Source organism: Algibacter sp., assembly GCF_029245835.1.
Taxonomy (GTDB): domain Bacteria; phylum Bacteroidota; class Bacteroidia; order Flavobacteriales; family Flavobacteriaceae; genus Algibacter_B.
Genome location: NZ_JAQWOO010000032.1, coordinates 20015 through 36832, shown reverse-complemented (window position 1 = coordinate 36832; position 16818 = coordinate 20015). Strand labels below are relative to the sequence as shown.

The window sequence follows — 16818 nt, the reverse complement described above, 5'->3', positions numbered from 1 at the left end:
ATTAGTGTTTACCGTGACTGCGACCGTAAACTAAATTAAGCGTGTAAACCACACTCTCTATTTTCTAATGCTTTTGTTGGATCGAAATATTTAAACTCGTTTGGTAAGTTATTGTCGCCAAGGTAGGCATCTAGTTTTTCATCAGACCAATAATAAAATGGACTCACTTTTAAAACGCCATCTTTACTTAAGCTAAAAATCCCTATGCTATTTCTAAATGCAGTTTGACCTTGACGTAGGTTTGTAAACCAAACGTTAGGCTTATGCTCATCCATGGCTCTTTTAAAGGGCTCAAGCTTTACTTGCTCTGTAAACAACCCATGTTCTGGCGCATCTACACTTGGTATTCCCATAACCACATCCCTATGAGAAGACGTTTGTTTTGGCACATATAAAGACACATTTAAGTTTAAATCTTTAATAACTTGTTCTGCATGCTTATACGTTTGAGGTGTATTATAACCCGTATCACACCAAACCACAGGAATCGTAGATTCTATTTTACTGACTGCATGCAAAATAGCAGCTTCATAAGGCCTGAAATTAGTTGTAACAACTGCTTTTTTATTAAGCTCAAAAGCCTTATGAATAATTTCAGAAGGTGTTGCTTTTTCAAAACTTTTGTTTAATTCTTCTATTTGAGTATCTGTAAACATATTAATCGCTATTTATTTACCCCACTTAATTGAATTCCAAACACGCTCATGGAAAAAGTATAACACCATTTTAGTAACCAGCTCGATACCACCGATTGAAAATGCTAAGTCTAACTTACCTGTTATCAACCAAGAAATCAAAATCGTATCTAAAGTTCCAATGGTTCTCCAACTAAGAGATTTCACAACACTTCTCAAAGGTTTTTCATTGGTACTGTCCTCCTTATAGGTCGATTTTTCTTTGTTTTTTACTAACATTTGTGCAATCATTTGTAATTGTTTTATATTAACCCTATCGATTTAGTAGGGAATACAAATGTAAAACATTTTACAAGACAAAAAAGAGATTTAACAACTTTTTAGAATAATGGAATAATTTTAGAGTAAAGAGTGAATAATCTTGTTAAATACAGAAAAATATTGAGAATTCTTCAGACATTAGTATTAGACAAATCAGCTAAAGTCGTATTTCTAAACACTTTAAGTGTATTATCACGCACTTGAACCATGAGTTTATGCACACTACATAGGTTTTCATCAGGGCAGTCGTCGCATTTTTCATAATAATTGAGACTAACACAAGGCACCATGGCAATTGGCCCTTCTAAAACGCGCATCACATCGGTCATTTTTATTTCAGAAGGTTTATGTCGCAAATAGTAGCCGCCATGTTTCCCTTTTTTGGAACCTAAAATACCGGATTTTCTTAGGGTTAAAAGTATACCTTCTAAAAATTTTGGTGGAATTTGTTCACTTTTTGCAATCAGACTAACCTGAACTGGCATATCACTTTCACTTCTTGCGATGAAAGTTAACGCCTTAAGTCCGTATTTTGTTTTTTTAGATAGCATGATGCTAATATAAGTATTTTAGTGGAGTGCTATTAGTTTTACAAAAACTTATAATTTATTAAAAACCAGTATTCTAAAAATTATTCACTAAGTATCCACTTATCTAAACCATAAAAAAACACATTATTGAAATACCACCTAATCAAAACTTAGGTTTAAATCATTTCTTTTGCATCGATGATAGGCTTTTTACATCAGTAAAACTTTAGTTAAAAAACTTACATATAAATCTGAAAAAAAAAAAAAAAACAAAAAAACTAACAATTCTCATATTTGAAAGACAGTGAACATACTAGTTTTGTAACAGTCATTTTAAGAATAGACAAATAAACCTTTCTATTCCTAATTTAGTGAATTTGTATTTTATTAACAGAACTTATAGATGAAGAAAGACAAAGACAACTCTTACCAAGAGCAACGTAAAAAGTCAAGTGAATTTGAAAAAAGAGAAGACTATTTAGAACATGAATTATCTATTATGAAGTTTCGCCGTTGGCGCATTCATTTACCCTTTAGAGATTTTAATATTGAAATTGAAGATTGGGTTCCTGCTTTAGCGGCAACTATAGGTAAAGTTGTCATGGTAACAGCAATGGTAGCCGCTTTTGCAACTCAATTTGGTCTTTCGCCAGAATTTGTTGCAGAAAATGTTAGATATGAACTATTGATAGCCGGCGGGATTTTTGTTATTATCTTTTCTGCAATCCTTAATCCTCGTGCAAATCTAGCAGGCACACATGGCCCCATGATACCCTTAATACCTGTTATTGCTGCTGCAGGAGGACATCCACTTGCTTTAGGAATTCTTATTGGTGTTTTTGGACTCACTTTAAGTATTACAAAAGGAGGGTCTAAACTGATGACCTTAACAGGTGTAGGAGTTCGTGGCGGTCTACTTATTTATCTAGGCGCTGTTGGTCTTATTGGTCAAATAACAAAATTAGAAACTTGGGCTTCAAACGCTAAAACAAGTACGATTTCGTTTGTAGTTATTGGAGTAACTATTCTTATTTACGCCTATTTAGCTCGTATTAAAAAAAGATGGCTTGCTATTCCTTTATGCTCTGCTCTTGCTGGTATTATTGCTTTTTCAATGGGTGCTGATTTTGAGTTTTCCACAAAACCTGGTTTACCACATATGAACCCTTTATGGTGGTGGGGAGAGCATACAGGCTGGCAACTAGGATGGCCAGATTTTAGCCATTATATAGCAGTAATTCCTTTCGCTATTCTAGCAGTAGCCATGTGGTCTCCAGATTATTTAGGTCATCGCGTATTTCAAGAATTAAACTATCCTAAAAAAGCAAAAGATGTTTTAATGGATGTTGATGACACCATGACCGTAGCTTCCATTCGTCAAATTGTAGGATCTTTTTTAGGAGGAGGAAATATAGCGTCTTCTTGGGGAACTTATATGATTCCTGCGGCAATTGCAAAACGCCCAATTCCGGGTGGCGCAATACTTACGGCATTGCTATGTGTTTTAGCTGCTATTTTTGGCTACCCCATGGACTTAGCCATGTGGGAACCCGTACTTAGAGTCGCTCTTATTGTTGGTGTATTTTTACCATTACTAGAGGCCGGGATGCAAATGGTACAAAAACATAATGACTCCCTAAGTGCAGGTACTTGTATTTTTGCCTGTGCTTTTGTAAACCCTGTTTTTGGTTGGGCCTTAACCATGTTACTTGATAACCTTGGCTTAATTGGCGATAAAGAAAGAGCGAAAGAATTGTCCTTAAAAGAAAAACTAATTATCCCAGGTATCATGTTTATTATTTGCATAGTTTCCTTAGCCTTAGTAGGACAACTTCCAGGTATTCCTGGAATGTTTTAAATAAAGTAGAATATGTTTAAAGTAATTATAATAATTAAGGTTATCAATAAATACTTACAGACTAGAAACTAAGTTGTAAACTCAAATAAAAAAAACAACCCTGTTAACAGACCAAAAGCCTATAAAAACGGGGTTGTTTTTTCTATAATAATGAAAATACATAGAGTTTCTCTTTTTATCCTCTACTGATGATTTATGGAGTTTAAAAAAAGCAGTCAATATTCACACATTAAATAGAACTTTGAAAAGCTTAGTTTTCTAAAGCTTGCTCCAAATCCTCAATAATATCGTCCACATGTTCTAAACCAACTGAAACACGCACCATACCGTCTGTAATACCTGCCGCAACCTTTACATCTTGCTCTACCTTAGCATGTGTCGTACTTGCTGGATGTGTTACAATAGTCCTTGTATCTCCTAAATTAGCTGATAATGAGCACATTTTAATGGCATTTAAAAAGGCCCTACCACTATCTAAACCACCTTCCACTTCAAAAGCAATAATATTACCTCCTAATCGCATTTGTTTCTTAGCAATTTCGTATTTAGGATGAGACTTTAAAAACGGATATTTTACCCATTTTACTTTAGGATGTGCCTCTAAATATATTGCCAATTTTAAAGCATTTTCACAATGTTTCTCAACCCGAAGAGCAAGGGTTTCCAAAGATTTAGATAATACCCAAGCGTTAAAAGGACTCATGGATGGCCCTGTCAATCTAGAGAATAAATAAATTTCTCGAATCAACTCTTTTTTACCAACTGTAATGCCACCAAGCACACGACCTTGTCCATCCATTAGTTTGGTAGCTGAATGAATCACTAAATCAGCACCATGCTTAATTGGGTTTTGTAAATAGGGCGTCGCAAAACAATTATCAATAACCAATAACAAATTATGCTTTTTACAAATAGCACTCAGCGCATCCATATCTAAGACATCCACTCCAGGATTTGTTGGTGTTTCAGCATAAATAAACTTTGTATTTGGTTGAATTAAACCCTCTATACTATCAACTTCATTAATATTAAAATAAGAACACTCAATATTCCATTTAGGGAAATATTTGGTAAACAAACCATGAGTTGCCCCAAATACAGAACTGCATGATAACACATGGTCTCCAGCGTCTAAAAGGGTAGCAAATGTTGAAAACACCGCAGCCATGCCACTCGCAAATGCAAAACCTGCTTCTGCACCTTCCATGGCGCAAACTTTATCTACAAATTCGCTAACGTTTGGGTTACTATAACGGCTGTATAAATCGCGTTGCTTTTCTTCAGCAAATGATGCTCTCATGTCCTCAGCATCGTCAAATACAAATCCAGAAGTTAGATATAATGGTGTAGAATGCTCTGAAAACTGAGATCTTTCACTCTGTATTCTTATAGCTTCGGTTTCAATTTTTTTTTTATTCTTGCTCATTTCTTAGTTTCAGACCATTTAGGTTTTGAAAACCTGAAAGGTCTATTTTAATTTTTTTTATTTGGGCATTACCCTAAAGGGTCGGGCTTTACGTTGCAAGTCCTCGCACCTCCTTCGTCGGGCTGTGAGCTTTCCTCTGCAATCCCTAATGCACCTATCCTCCAAAAACAGTTTTCAAACTAAACATCATATTTATCTACTAGCAGAACTGCGAGATTTGCAAAACCTTGTAGGTCTGTTTTTCGACAACCAATAAGGCTTGAACTTCTAGATTCCCGCCTTCGCAGAAATAATAAGTCTATTTAATTAATATGCTTACTCAACCTCAAAATATCTCCAAAAACGCCTCTTGCTGTTACTTCTGCCCCAGCTCCAGCACCTTGAATCACAATAGGTTGTTCCCCATAACTTTCTGTAAATATTTCAAAAATAGCATCAGACCCCTTTACATGACCCAACGTACTATCTTCTGGAATGGAAACTAATTTCACTTCTAAACGTCCTTTTTCTTGTGACAAATCTCCCGATAAATCGCCCACATACCTTAGCACATGCCCCTCTTTTTGGTCGTCTTTTATCTTCTGATATTGGTCGTCTAAAACATGCAATTGCGATAAAAAATCTTCAACTGAAATAGCTCTGTATGCTTCAGGTATTAAATTCAACACCTCAACATCTTCAAATTCATTTTGCAAATCTAACTCTCTTGCAAGAATTAAAAGCTTTCTAGCTACATCATTTCCTGAAAAATCTTCACGTGGGTCTGGTTCTGTAAAACCTTTATCAACAGTTTCTTGAATAATTTCGCTAAACGGCTTGTCTTCAACCGAAAAATTATTGAATAAATAACTTAATGTTCCAGAGAATACACCACGAATTCTAGTAATATTCTCTCCAGATTCATGTAACAATTTAATGGTATCAATTAACGGTAATCCTGCGCCAACCGTAGTTTCATATAAATACTGCTTATTATTTTCTTTTAATTGAACTCGTAATTCTTTGTAAAAATCATGAGAAATAGTATTCGCTATTTTGTTAGAGGATACTAAATCAAAACCAGCTTCAACTAAAGGAATATAATTCTGGTAAAATTCTGAACTCGCTGTATTATCTACCGCAATTAAGTTTTCTAAATGGTGGTTCTTCGCATAGGTAATAATATCATCGATAGCACTTTCGTACGCACTGTATTTTATAGCATCTTCCCAGTTTGCATCAGCACCATTTTTATTTAAAATCAGTTTTTTAGAATTTGCAATAGCAAAAACATTTAAGTTAATCCCTTTGCGTTTCTCAATATCGTCTTTCGATTTTAAAATTTGATTTATTAAAGCGCCACCAACACCACCGTGTCCAAAAATAGCAATATTTATCTTTTTAGAAATCCCGAATACTTCACCATGAATCACATTTACAGCCTTATGTAATTGCGATTTTTTAACCACCAAACTCACATTCTTTCCAGTAACGGTATTATTAAAAAGTAATGGTGTGATTTGATTTTTAATTAAGGCATTAAATGGTTTATGAAATGAACTCAGTTCAATTCCAATAATAGAAATTACCGCTACGTCATCAATCACAGCAATTTTATTCACATCTTGAGAATAAAAATCACTTTCAAACTCACGCTCTAAAGCAATAACGGCTTGATTTGCTTGGTCTGCATCAATAATTAAACCGATGCCTCGTTCTGAAGAACCTTGAGACACGATACTTACACTAATGCCATATTTGCTTAATGCACCAAATATTCTAGCATCCACACCAATCTTTCCAAGTAAACCTCGACCTTCAAGGTTCAGCAACGCTACATTGTCTAAAATAGATAATGATGTTACCTCTTTAGTACTTGGTTTTGCTGTTATTAAGGTGCCTTTATCATCTGCATTAAACGTATTCAAAATACGTAGGTTGATATTCTTTTCAACTAAAGGAATTATAGTTTTTGCATGTAATACAGAGGTCCCAAAATTGGCTAATTCATTGGCTTCACTAAATGATAATTCTCTAATTTGTTTAGCGTCCGGAACTAAAACAGGATCTGCAGTATATATACCACTTACGTGTGTGTAGTTTTGTAATTCTTCAGCATCTAAGAAATTAGCCAATAAAGCGGCTGTATAGTTACTACCATTTCTTCCTAAGGTGGTTGTTTCGTCTTTTAAATTTGAAGCAATAAAACCTGTAACGACATTAATAGTGTCTTTATTTTTACTAAAATAAGCTTGTGTGTTTTCTTTTGATATTTTTGATAAAGGCTGTGCATTACCAAAAGTTTCATCCGTTTTAATAAATATCCGAGCATCTGTTGCATTGGCTTTTATACCCAGCTGGTTTAACAAACTAGCAATGAGTTTCACGGATAATAATTCGCCTTGCGCTAAAATATTATCTTTTGTTTTTTTACTATAATCGCGAAGTAAACTAACGCCTTCAAATAACTTATCTAAGGTTGAAAATTCTTCATAAAAATCGATGCTTTTTAAAGGTTCAATTTGATATTTTTTAAACGTTTCTAGGTCTTCTTTATAAGACTCGCCTTTTAAAGCTTTATTCAGAATAACTTCTAAATCATTGGTAGCAGAACCTCTTGCTGAAACAACAATACTTAATCGCTCTCCATCATTTACCTTATTTTTAATTATTGAAAGCACCGTGCTCAAGCCTTTTCCGTTGGCTAAAGATTTGCCTCCAAATTTTAATACTTTCATAGGTTTTCTTTTAGAATGTGGCACAAAAATGCCTTCTATAATTTTTTCGAGTTGTTCGTATTCCATTAAAAAAGCATCATGCCCATGTACCGAATGAATTTCATTATAGGTAACATTAGGGTGGGTTAACGCCAACTGTTTGTGAGTTTCTCTATTTTCTTCTGCCGTAAAAAATAAATCAGAATCTACACCAACGATATGAATTTTAGCTTCTATATTTTCAAGTACATTAAAATTACTCGACCTGCCTTTTGTAACATCTATAGACTTTAATAACTGATTCATCAACTTGTAAGCCGATAATTGAAAACGCTCTTGCAGTTTTTTACCATGATGCAACAACCAGCTTTCCACATTAAAAATCTCTAAATCATCATTTTTAGAACGTTTAAAACGCTCTTTGAAAGACTCTGGAGTGCGGTAACATAACATAGCATGCATTCTAGCATCATGCACTGGATGTTTGGAATTTAACAGGAATTGCTCTTGAATTTGACAATTGGCAATTAACCAGTCTGTCGATTTCCAATCGGTAGCAACAACTACTAAATGCTCTGTAAAATCAGGTTTTAGAACTGCCATTTCCCAAGCTATTCCACCACCTAAAGAACCGCCTATAGCAGCAAATACCTTACCTGTATTTAATTCTTTTAATCCTTTCAAAAAGAGTTCTGCAACATCTCGAGCCACAAAATCTTTATAATTATCAATTACAAATCCATCAAAACCATTACCCGGAATATTGAATGCTAAAACGGTATAGATTTTTGTATCTATAACCTTATCATCGCCTACCAAATCTTTCCACCAGCCATCATCTCCGGCAACATCACTGTTCCCTGTTAGTGCATGGTTTACCAAAACTATTGGTGCATGTCCTAAGGGTTTACCAAAAACTTGATAACTTAACTTTATTTCAGAATTAAGCACACCATTTTGGGTCGTGAAATCTTTTAAAATGATGTGTTGTAATGGATATTTCAAAGGTTTATTTTTATTAGACCTGCCAGGTTTTAAAAACCTGACAGGTCTATAATGATTTCAGTTATATCGTTGCGAACGCTTGCTTCAAATCCGCTTTCAAATCGTCAATATCTTCAATACCCACGGATAAACGAATTAAATCTCCAGACACACCTGCTGAAGCTTGTTCTGCTTCATCTAATTGTTGGTGTGTTGTACTTCCTGGGTGAATAATTAAAGATTTAGTATCTCCAATATTGGCTAACAATGAAAACAACTTAGTGTTATCAGCTATTTTTTTAGCAGCATCAAAACCGCCTTTATGTCCAAAAGTTACGATACCACTTTGACCTTTTGGTAAATATTTGTTTGCCAAGGCATTGTATTTACTACTTTTTAATCCTGGATAGTTTACCCAAGCTATTTCATCTTGCGCTTCCAACCATGTTGCTATTTCTAAAGCATTTTCACTATGTTGTTTAATTCTAACTGGCAACGTCTCTAAACCTTGGATAATATTGAAAGCATTTGTTGGACTTATAGCGCCTCCAAAATCTCTTAAACCTTCTAAAATTAATTTGAAAGTAAAAGATGCTGCACCTAATACATCATGATATTTTAACCCGTGGTAACCAGCAGATGGCTCTGTAAATTCTGGGAATTTTCCGTTTGCCCAATTAAAAGTACCTGCATCAATAATAGCACCCCCAAGAGATGTTCCTTGGCCGCCAATATATTTAGTTAATGAGTGTATTACAATGTTTGCTCCATGCTTAATTGGATTTAACAATGCTGGTGTAGCCACTGTATTATCGACTATAAAAGGCACTTCTGCTGCTTTTGAATGTTCTGCAATAGCTTCTAAATCTAAAACATCTAATTTAGGATTCCCTAAAGATTCTACAAAAAATGCTCTTGTATTATCTTGCACTGCTGCCGAAAAGTTATCTGGGTTTGAAGCATCTACAAAGGTTGTTGTAATACCAAATCTTGGTAAGGTTACACTTAACAAATTGTATGTGCCTCCGTACAAGCTACTTGACGCTACAATATGGTCTCCTGCTTTTAATAACGTTAATAATCCTGTTGAAATCGCTGCTGTTCCAGACGCAAAAACTACCGCGCCAATTCCGCCTTCAACAGCTGCTAAACGATCTTGTAAAATTTGGTTTGTTGGATTGTTTAAACGGGTATAAATAAATCCTAATTCTTGTAATGAAAACAGGTTTGCCGCATGGTCTGAGTTGTTAAAAACATATGATGTTGTTTGATAAATTGGTACAGCTCTTGTTCCACCGTTTGCTGCTACATCATGTCCTGCGTGTAATGCGTTTGTTGCTAATTTTTGATCGCTCATTTTTCTAATTTTTTTTAATTAATAATTTAAAAAGTCAAAATGCACTTAAAAAGTGTGCTTATTAGAAAAATGTTATAAAGAATTTTTAAAATTACTTGAAGTAATTTTTTTGGGGTTATCTATCCAAACACCAATAAATGAATTGGTAGTTTAAGTAGAATTTAGCACCTTCTTTAATAAGTTTAAAGGGTTGCTAAGGCTTCAACGGGTCTAATCCCTCTGCCTTTCTTGATAACATTTCAATACGTGTTTGAACTTTGTGGGTGCAAATATTCGTTCAGAAAAGTTAATATCCAAATTTTTTAGCAGAAACTTTTATTTTTTAATCTCAATTGAGTTATTAAACTTCTACAAATACAATATGAAACGATTCTTTAAAACGGCTTAAGCAGAGGGATGCAAAAAGGATTCCAGTGGTTCGTTTTTGGCAAGATTCGCGTTGAGGCAAAAAACAGGTTATGACATATTTTGATCTATTTTTTTGAACTTATTTCTAATAATAAGTCCGATTGGCTTATTCTCTATTTTAGACTCTAACCATGAGATAATATCTAAATACAAAAAGGAACGGCTTTGATAAGGATCGTTTTCAAATTCCTTTAATTTCTTGTGAAGTTTTATGAATTCTCCTTTTACTTCGTGTGGATAAATATCCCCTAAACCCCGCAAAAATTTTATAAACTCTTTCTGGACTTCATATAAATCTTCCATTTTAATCAAAAACTTATAAGTACTTTTAATTAAAACATCTAAATTATAATCCAATCCGGCTTCGTAGTGTGCAACTAGGTTTAAAATTCTTGAAAAACACAACAAATCTTCGCGCATTTGTAATGATTTATTGCTAATTATTTTTTCTAAATAATAGATGCATTTTTTGTTATCGCCAGCACCAAAATACATACTTGCTATTTTGTAATAAAACACCATAATATGATGCTCGTCTATTCGATTTTTATAATTCTCTAAACGCTCTAAAACCTCATCAATTAAAGGCAATCCTTCTTGAAAACTACCTTCTATAAAATGTAAATTAAATTTATTGTTGTAAATATATAGAAAAGCCAATCCATCAATATTATCATCTAAAGGAAACCATTTTTCTTTCGTAATAGCTTCAAATCTAGATAAAGAAAACTTAAATTTCTCGTATTGTCTGAGATAAAACAAGGACTCCAATAAATAGTGATTTCCTCTAAGGAAAAACACAGGATTTAAAGCAATCATATCTTTATTTTCGTAGAATAAATCAACCCATTTTGAAGCATATTTATAACAAGACAAAAAATCGACAGTTAAAAAACTATACCATAAATACGATTTATAAAGCCAGAGTTTTTCTCTAAATGCAAGTTTATTAATATCATATTTAGGAAGTCTATCGTTAAAATACTTTGTTATAATTTGATAATCTTCATCATTTTTTATGTAACCCATTTTTAAGAATAAACCATATAATTGAAGTGACAAATTAGATAATTTACTTGCTAAAACATTTTGTAAACTAAGTGCTTTGGCTTGAATAGAAAGCTCATCTGCCCTATTGCTCAAACTTCTTGTAATGTACTGAGATTCAATAATTTTTTCAAGCTCAACAATTTCATAAGCCACATTTTTTTCTTCATTTGAAATGGCTAAATTTTTAGCTTTATCTAAAATTTTTAAGCTTTGTTTATAAAGTCCTTTATGGTATAAAATGGTCGCAAAATCCAACTGTTCTCGGATTTGAATTCGGATATCTTGATGTGATGGATTTAATCTTAAACTAATTAAAATTTGTTTGTAGAGGTGTGCTTTTAAATTTGAAAGTTGCTGTTTTTTTACAATGCCTTTTTTGAGAATAACAGCTTCATCATACACCGAAAGTTTGTCCAGAATATTAAAAAGCATTAAGAATTTTGAGTCTTCGTTAACACCCAATCGACCAACATAAAGTTTGAATTGCCTTTTTTCCGATTTAGACAACGATTTTATCAATACAAATAAATTATCTTTTTGCTCTTTCGTTATAGTCATAAAAACAGTGATATAAAACTGATTTTCAGTTATTTAAAACAATATTTAACTAGTTAAACATCGTAAAAATTAAATATAAAGTTGGGTATTTAATAAACCAAAATATACATTCGTATAAGAATACGAAAATATATTTTAATAAATGTCTGATAATAAAGTCCAAATTTTTGATACAACGTTAAGAGACGGTGAACAAGTCCCTGGCTGTAAGTTAAATACTGACCAAAAATTAATTATAGCTGAACAGCTTGATTTATTAGGAGTTGACATTATTGAAGCTGGTTTTCCGGTATCTAGCCCCGGAGATTTCAAATCAGTTGAAGAAATTTCTAAAATTGTAAAATACGCTACCGTTTGTGGTTTAACCCGATCTGTAGAAAATGATATAAAAGTAGCTGGTGAAGCATTAAAATATGCTAAAAAACCAAGAATCCATACCGGTATTGGAACATCAGAATCTCATATAAAATTTAAATTTAAATCGACACAAGATGCTATTATTGAACGTGCTGTAAAAGCCGTAAGTTATGCAAAATCTTTTGTTGAAGACGTTGAGTTTTACGCCGAAGATGCCGGTAGAACAGATAACGAATATTTAGCACGTGTTTGTGAAGCCGTTATTAAAGCTGGAGCTACAGTTTTAAATATTCCAGATACCACAGGGTATTGTTTACCAAGTGAATATGGAGCAAAAATAAAATACTTAAAAGAAAACGTAAAAGGTATTGAAAAGGCTATTTTATCTTGTCATTGTCATAACGATTTAGGGTTAGCTACTGCAAATTCTATTGAAGGCGTTATCAATGGTGCGCGTCAAATTGAATGTACTGTTAATGGTATTGGAGAACGCGCAGGAAATACAGCTTTAGAAGAAGTTGTAATGATTTTAAAGCAACACCCTTACTTAAATCTTGATACCAATATTAAAACGGAAATGCTTTACGGTATTAGCCAATTAGTTTCTGATAGTATGGGGATTTACACACAGCCTAACAAAGCTATTGTAGGTGCTAATGCTTTTGCGCACAGTTCTGGAATTCACCAAGATGGTGTGATTAAAAATCGTGAAACTTACGAAATAATAGACCCTAAAGCAGTTGGAGTAACCGAATCTGCTATTGTTTTAACAGCAAGAAGCGGAAGAGCAGCATTAGCTTACAGAGCAAAAAAAGTGGGATACGAATTAACAAAACTTCAATTGGATGTCATCTATACAAATTTTCTAGATTTTGCCGATAAGAAAAAAGAAGTTGATGATAATGATATCCATAAAATTATAGAAAATAGTAAAGTATACAACGACATTATTTCTGCTTAAATGAAATTAAATATTGCCGTATTACCAGGCGATGGTATAGGTCCAGAAGTTATCGCTCAAGCCGTTAAGGTTTTGAAAGCTGTTGCTATGGAATTTAACCACATATTTACATTTCAAAAAGCTCTGATTGGATCAAGTGCTATAGATAAAACGGGGAATCCGTTACCAGAAGAAACCATTAGTATTTGTAAAAAAGCAGATGCTGTTTTATTTGGGGCTATTGGAGACACCAAATTTGATGAAGATCCAGATGCTAAAATTCGCCCAGAGCAAGGTTTATTAGGCATTCGTAAAGAACTAGGCTTATATACAAACATACGTCCAATAATCGCTTATGAAGATTTACTAAGCAAATCCTCATTAAAAGTAAAACAAATAAAAGACACCAATATTCTTATTTATCGCGAATTAACTGGCGGAATTTATTATGGAAAACGTTACTTAAGCGACGATGGCAATACAGCTTCAGATGTTTGCGAATATAACCGTTTTGAGATTGAGCGTATTACACATTTAGCATTCAAAGCGGCTCAATCCAGAAAACATAAATTAACTTTAGTAGATAAGGCCAATGTTTTGGAAAGCTCCCGGCTTTGGCGTCGCATTGTAAAAGAAATAGCGCCACAATATCCCAATGTAAGAGTGCATTATATGTATATTGACAATGCCGCTATGGAGCTTATTATTCATCCGCGACAGTTTGATGTTATTTTAACCGAAAACATGTTTGGCGATATCCTATCAGAAGAAGCTAGCGTTATCGTGGGTTCTATTGGTCTATTAGCATCAGCATCTATTGGTGATAAACACGCTATGTTTGAGCCTATACATGGCGCTTATTCCAAAGCTGCCAATAAAGGTATAGCAAGCCCTATTGCCTCAATTTTAGCGGCAGCTATGTTGTTAGATCATTTTGGACTTTATGAAGAAGCAGCTTTAGTTAGAGAAGGGGTTGACAAGTCGCTTAAACTGCATATTACAACGCCAGATTTAAACAACAAATACGATAATATAACCACAACAAAAGTGGGCGATTTTATAGAAGATTTTATACAAAATCCGGACGAAACAAATCTAAACTTTACCAATATACATTTAGGGCAATCCACAATTATTTAATTATTTGAGTTAGTCAACAAACAAATTAAAGTAAACATTTTGTGGAAAGTCCTTAAAAGCGCATTGTAACCAGTGCGCTTTTTTAATGCTTTTATTTTAGATAGATTATTAATTTGGGCGTTATCCGAAAAGGGTCGGGCAAGTAATTTATCTTGGGCGGAATCGAAGGATTACAAGTCCTCGCTCTGTTTCTCCGCTGTAGCCATATTTCAGGGCAAGACAAACTTTATCGAGTGTTACACGACTTAAGCTTACATTTAACAAAGTTAAATAAATTCTTACTCGGCAAACTTACTTTTAATTTTACCCAAAAAATTGTGATGGAATGCTCTACAAAGATTTCAACCAGTCTTCAAACCTATCTGTCCATGATTGTAAATACGTTTTTCCAATAGCTAATCCAAAACCATGTCTACCATGAGGGTAAATATGCATTTCCGCTTTAACACCTTTGTCTTTTAGAGCCTTATACAAATTCAAGCTGTTTTCAACCGGCACAACCGTATCATCCGTAGAATGAACAATAAATGTAGGTGGTGTATTTTGAGTGACTTGCAGCTCGTTAGAATATTGTGTTTTTAAAACCTTACTAGGATTTTCACCTAGCAAATTTCTTTGAGAACCTTTATGCGTATAATCATCCATCATAGTAACCACAGGATAAATTAGCGCCATAAAATCTGGTCGAGCAGAAACGGAATCTATGGTTTGTTCCTTGAAATTATTTGGAGAATCAAATTGAATGCCTAATGTAGAAGCCAAATGCCCTCCTGCTGAAAAGCCAATCACACCTACTTTATTCGGGTTTAAACCTAATTTTTCGGCATGGTGTCTTACCCATCGTACTGCTCTTTGAGCATCTTGCAGTGGTGCTTCATGAGGTACAATTAATGACTTTGACAATGGTAATCTTGACTTTAAAACAAAAGCCGCTATACCCTTACTATTTAGCCATTTTGCAATTTCAGTTCCTTCCCAATCATAAGATAATATACGATATCCACCACCAGGACAAATAATCACAGATTTATCAATAGAAGTACGTTTTGGCGGTAAAAAAATCTCTAATGTAGGTGTTTTTACTAAAGATATTTTAACAATACCATCTATTTCAATATGTTCTTCCTCAGTAGTTTCTTGGCTATTTGGAATCTCATCCCATAGATTAACTACCTGATTTTGAGCGAATCCATTATTAAAAGCAAACAACAAACCAAATAAAAGACAATACCATTTCATTTTAAAAGCATATATAAATTATTTAGGAAATTTAGCCTTTATTTCATCCAAACACAAATTATGAATGCTCCCAGCATGCGTATGCTTTTTTGAAGTATCAGGAACATAAGTCCCATCTTGCACTTGTCCTCCAATTTTCTGGTAAGCTTCTCTAAAACTTTGACCTTCAACTACCAAAGTATTGATGTTATCAACAGTAAAAAGATATTTATACAAATCGCTGTGAACATCTACATCTTTCACAATGATTTGCTGAATCGAGTAATTGAAAATATCTAGAATATCTTTTAACTCTTCAAAAGCAGCAATCATATTTTCTTTTAGCAACTGAAAATCTCTGTGATAACCACTTGGTAAATTATTGGTTATTAGAATCATTTCAGATTGTAAAGCTTGAATCTTGTTACACTTTCCGCGAATCAATTCAAATACATCTGGGTTCTTTTTATGAGGCATAATGCTGCTGCCCGTAGTTAATTCATCAGGAAAAGAAATAAAACCAAAATTCTGACTCATATACAAACACACATCCATAGCAAAACGAGATAACGTGTTACATAAACCTCCTAATGCTGCTGCAATGGTGCGCTCGTTTTTACCGCGTCCCATTTGTGCTGCAACAACATTGTATTTTAGCGTCGCAAAACCCATCTCTTTAGTGGTTAATTCTCTATCTATTGGGAATGAGCTGCCGTAACCTGCAGCCGAACCTAATGGGTTTTGATCTACAGTTTTAATGGCAGCATCTAATAAAAACACATCATCAATCATGAGTTCTGCATAAGCAGAAAACCATAATCCGAATGATGATGGCATAGCAACTTGCAAATGCGTGTAACCCGGTAAAACTTTGTCTTTATAGGTTTCTGCTAAACTTAAAAGCGTTTCGAAAAGCGTGTTAGTCTTATCTTTTATAAGTTTTAAATGGTCTTTGTAATACAAATTACAAGCCACTAAAACTTGATCATTCCTTGAACGTGCAGTGTGGATTTTTTTTCCGACTTCACCTAAAGACTTGGTTAATTCAAATTCTATTTTAGAATGTACATCTTCAAACTGAGCATCGATAACAAAAGTGCCATCTTCAATCTGTAATTCTAAGGTTTTTAGACCGCTCAATAAATCGACTAATTCTTCTACAGTTATAATCCCAATTTTTTGAAGCATTTTAGCATGCGCTTTTGATGCAATAACATCATACTTTGCTATATGAATATCAATTTCTCGGTCGTTTCCAACAGTAAATTGTTCTATTTTTTTATCTATCGATATGCCTTTGTCCCAGAGTTTCATATATTTCTGCGAAAGCAGAAATCTCC

Annotated in this window: 12 protein-coding genes and 1 riboswitch; of the genes, 3 read left to right on the top strand and 9 right to left on the bottom strand. The window is 33.8% G+C overall.

Going from position 1 to position 16818, the window contains the following annotated elements; genetic code table 11:
* Positions 1–35 precede the first annotated feature (35 nt).
* The 3 genes from P8K68_RS04975 to P8K68_RS04965 all read right to left on the bottom strand — a co-directional run bounded on the left by P8K68_RS04975 (position 36) and on the right by P8K68_RS04965 (position 1507).
* Positions 36–656, bottom strand: a complete 621-nt coding sequence (locus tag P8K68_RS04975; protein WP_300248568.1) for a phosphoadenosine phosphosulfate reductase family protein — start codon at positions 654–656, stop codon at positions 36–38.
* A gap of 12 nt (positions 657–668) precedes the next feature.
* The gene (locus tag P8K68_RS04970; RefSeq protein WP_300248567.1) at positions 669–926 is read right to left on the bottom strand and encodes a DUF2061 domain-containing protein; all 258 of its coding nucleotides are present in this window, start codon (positions 924–926) and stop codon (positions 669–671) included.
* A gap of 161 nt (positions 927–1087) precedes the next feature.
* Positions 1088–1507, bottom strand: a complete 420-nt coding sequence (locus tag P8K68_RS04965) for an Rrf2 family transcriptional regulator (protein ID WP_300248566.1) — start codon at positions 1505–1507, stop codon at positions 1088–1090.
* A 382-nt stretch (positions 1508–1889) separates the two neighbouring features.
* On the opposite strand from P8K68_RS04965, the gene P8K68_RS04960 reads away from it, so the two are divergent.
* Positions 1890–3344 (top strand): DUF3360 family protein, encoded by a 1455-nt coding sequence (locus P8K68_RS04960; protein ID WP_300248565.1) that lies wholly within the window; start codon positions 1890–1892, stop codon positions 3342–3344.
* A 250-nt stretch (positions 3345–3594) separates the two neighbouring features.
* Here the strand turns inward: P8K68_RS04960 and P8K68_RS04955 are convergent, their stop codons facing one another.
* From P8K68_RS04955 to P8K68_RS04940, 4 genes are all read right to left on the bottom strand, one after another.
* On the bottom strand, positions 3595–4770 hold the full coding sequence (locus P8K68_RS04955) for an aminotransferase class I/II-fold pyridoxal phosphate-dependent enzyme (protein WP_300248564.1): 1176 nt from the start codon (positions 4768–4770) through the stop codon (positions 3595–3597).
* Between the two features lie 302 nt (positions 4771–5072).
* On the bottom strand, positions 5073–8471 hold the full coding sequence (gene thrA / locus P8K68_RS04950) for a bifunctional aspartate kinase/homoserine dehydrogenase I (RefSeq protein WP_300248563.1): 3399 nt from the start codon (positions 8469–8471) through the stop codon (positions 5073–5075).
* Positions 8472–8532: 61 nt separating this feature from the next.
* The gene (locus P8K68_RS04945; protein WP_300248562.1) at positions 8533–9807 is read right to left on the bottom strand and encodes an O-acetylhomoserine aminocarboxypropyltransferase/cysteine synthase family protein; all 1275 of its coding nucleotides are present in this window, start codon (positions 9805–9807) and stop codon (positions 8533–8535) included.
* A 112-nt stretch (positions 9808–9919) separates the two neighbouring features.
* Positions 9920–10045, bottom strand: a riboswitch (SAM riboswitch).
* Between the two features lie 218 nt (positions 10046–10263).
* Entirely contained in the window at positions 10264–11823 is a 1560-nt protein-coding gene (locus tag P8K68_RS04940; protein WP_300248561.1) for a hypothetical protein, read from the bottom strand.
* Positions 11824–11965: 142 nt separating this feature from the next.
* Here P8K68_RS04940 and P8K68_RS04935 point away from each other — a divergent pair, with 142 nt between their 5' ends.
* Both P8K68_RS04935 and leuB read left to right on the top strand, forming a co-directional pair.
* Positions 11966–13141, top strand: coding sequence for a 2-isopropylmalate synthase (locus P8K68_RS04935; protein ID WP_300248560.1), 1176 nt, complete (start codon positions 11966–11968; stop codon positions 13139–13141).
* Complete coding sequence (gene leuB, locus P8K68_RS04930; protein ID WP_300248558.1) at positions 13142–14260, top strand: 3-isopropylmalate dehydrogenase; 1119 nt, start codon at positions 13142–13144, stop codon at positions 14258–14260.
* 330 nt (positions 14261–14590) lie between these two features.
* Here leuB and P8K68_RS04925 read toward each other — a convergent pair whose 3' ends face one another.
* Both P8K68_RS04925 and argH read right to left on the bottom strand, forming a co-directional pair.
* A complete protein-coding gene (locus tag P8K68_RS04925) occupies positions 14591–15499 on the bottom strand; it encodes an alpha/beta hydrolase (protein ID WP_300248557.1) in 909 nt (302 codons plus the stop codon).
* Positions 15500–15517: 18 nt separating this feature from the next.
* Positions 15518–16792 (bottom strand): argininosuccinate lyase, encoded by a 1275-nt coding sequence (gene argH / locus P8K68_RS04920; RefSeq protein ID WP_300248556.1) that lies wholly within the window; start codon positions 16790–16792, stop codon positions 15518–15520.
* Positions 16793–16818 lie beyond the last annotated feature (26 nt).

Excerpts from the sequence above, each read along its gene's own strand:
- P8K68_RS04945 (WP_300248562.1), bottom strand. The coding sequence starts at position 9,807 with ATGAGCGATCAAAAATTAGCAACAAACGCATTACACGCAGGACATGAT.
- P8K68_RS04955 (WP_300248564.1), bottom strand. The coding sequence starts at position 4,770 with ATGAGCAAGAATAAAAAAAAAATTGAAACCGAAGCTATAAGAATACAG.
- P8K68_RS04935 (WP_300248560.1), top strand. The coding sequence starts at position 11,966 with ATGTCTGATAATAAAGTCCAAATTTTTGATACAACGTTAAGAGACGGT.
- P8K68_RS04970 (WP_300248567.1), bottom strand. The coding sequence starts at position 926 with ATGATTGCACAAATGTTAGTAAAAAACAAAGAAAAATCGACCTATAAG.
- P8K68_RS04975 (WP_300248568.1), bottom strand. The coding sequence starts at position 656 with ATGTTTACAGATACTCAAATAGAAGAATTAAACAAAAGTTTTGAAAAA.
- P8K68_RS04965 (WP_300248566.1), bottom strand. The coding sequence starts at position 1,507 with ATGCTATCTAAAAAAACAAAATACGGACTTAAGGCGTTAACTTTCATC.
- P8K68_RS04960 (WP_300248565.1), top strand. The coding sequence starts at position 1,890 with ATGAAGAAAGACAAAGACAACTCTTACCAAGAGCAACGTAAAAAGTCA.
- P8K68_RS04940 (WP_300248561.1), bottom strand. The coding sequence starts at position 11,823 with ATGACTATAACGAAAGAGCAAAAAGATAATTTATTTGTATTGATAAAA.
- leuB (WP_300248558.1), top strand. The coding sequence starts at position 13,142 with ATGAAATTAAATATTGCCGTATTACCAGGCGATGGTATAGGTCCAGAA.
- argH (WP_300248556.1), bottom strand. The coding sequence starts at position 16,792 with ATGAAACTCTGGGACAAAGGCATATCGATAGATAAAAAAATAGAACAA.
- P8K68_RS04925 (WP_300248557.1), bottom strand. The coding sequence starts at position 15,499 with ATGAAATGGTATTGTCTTTTATTTGGTTTGTTGTTTGCTTTTAATAAT.